Annotated in this window: 1 protein-coding gene; it reads left to right on the top strand. The window is 41.6% G+C overall.

Annotated features, from left to right (window positions below):
- Positions 1-19 precede the first annotated feature (19 nt).
- A partial coding sequence (locus tag HMPREF3190_RS05955) for a relaxase/mobilization nuclease domain-containing protein (protein WP_156425745.1) occupies positions 20-517 on the top strand: 498 nt, incomplete at its 3' end.

Genomic DNA, 517 nt, shown 5'->3' with positions numbered 1-517 from the left:
GGATGATGTGCGCTGCGTTATGGATAAAGACGCAGGACGCAAGTTTTACCATTTTATAATCTCTCCCGATCCAAAAGATAAGTTAAGTGCAGAAGCTGTACTTGAACTTGCAAAAAGCTGGGTAGAGGAAAACTATAGCGGTGCGATGTGGGCAATAGAGATCCACGATGATAACAAAAATCATATCACGCACGCACACATTGCACTAAACGCTTATAATCCTCAAACACACAAAAAAATACATCGTGATCGCGATATGATTAAGCAAGAAGTACGCAGCCTGGATAGGCTTTCTTTAGAGCGTGGACTATCAGTGTTGCCGGATCTCTACGATAATGATACACGTCAAGCGAAATCTCCAACAAAAGCAGAGCTAGAAATGCGAGAAAAAGGCATGCGCACGCTTAAAGATCAAATGCGCGATGCCATTGATTTATGTGCACCATACTCACGTACTTTTAGGGAGTTTTCTCACTTACTCGATAAACAACATGTAAGCGTTAAGATAAACAAACGA

The sequence above is a fragment of the Umbribacter vaginalis genome (genome assembly GCA_001552935.1).
Lineage (GTDB): Bacteria > Actinomycetota > Coriobacteriia > Coriobacteriales > Eggerthellaceae > Berryella > Berryella vaginalis.
This window is presented reverse-complemented; position numbering and strand designations above follow the sequence as displayed.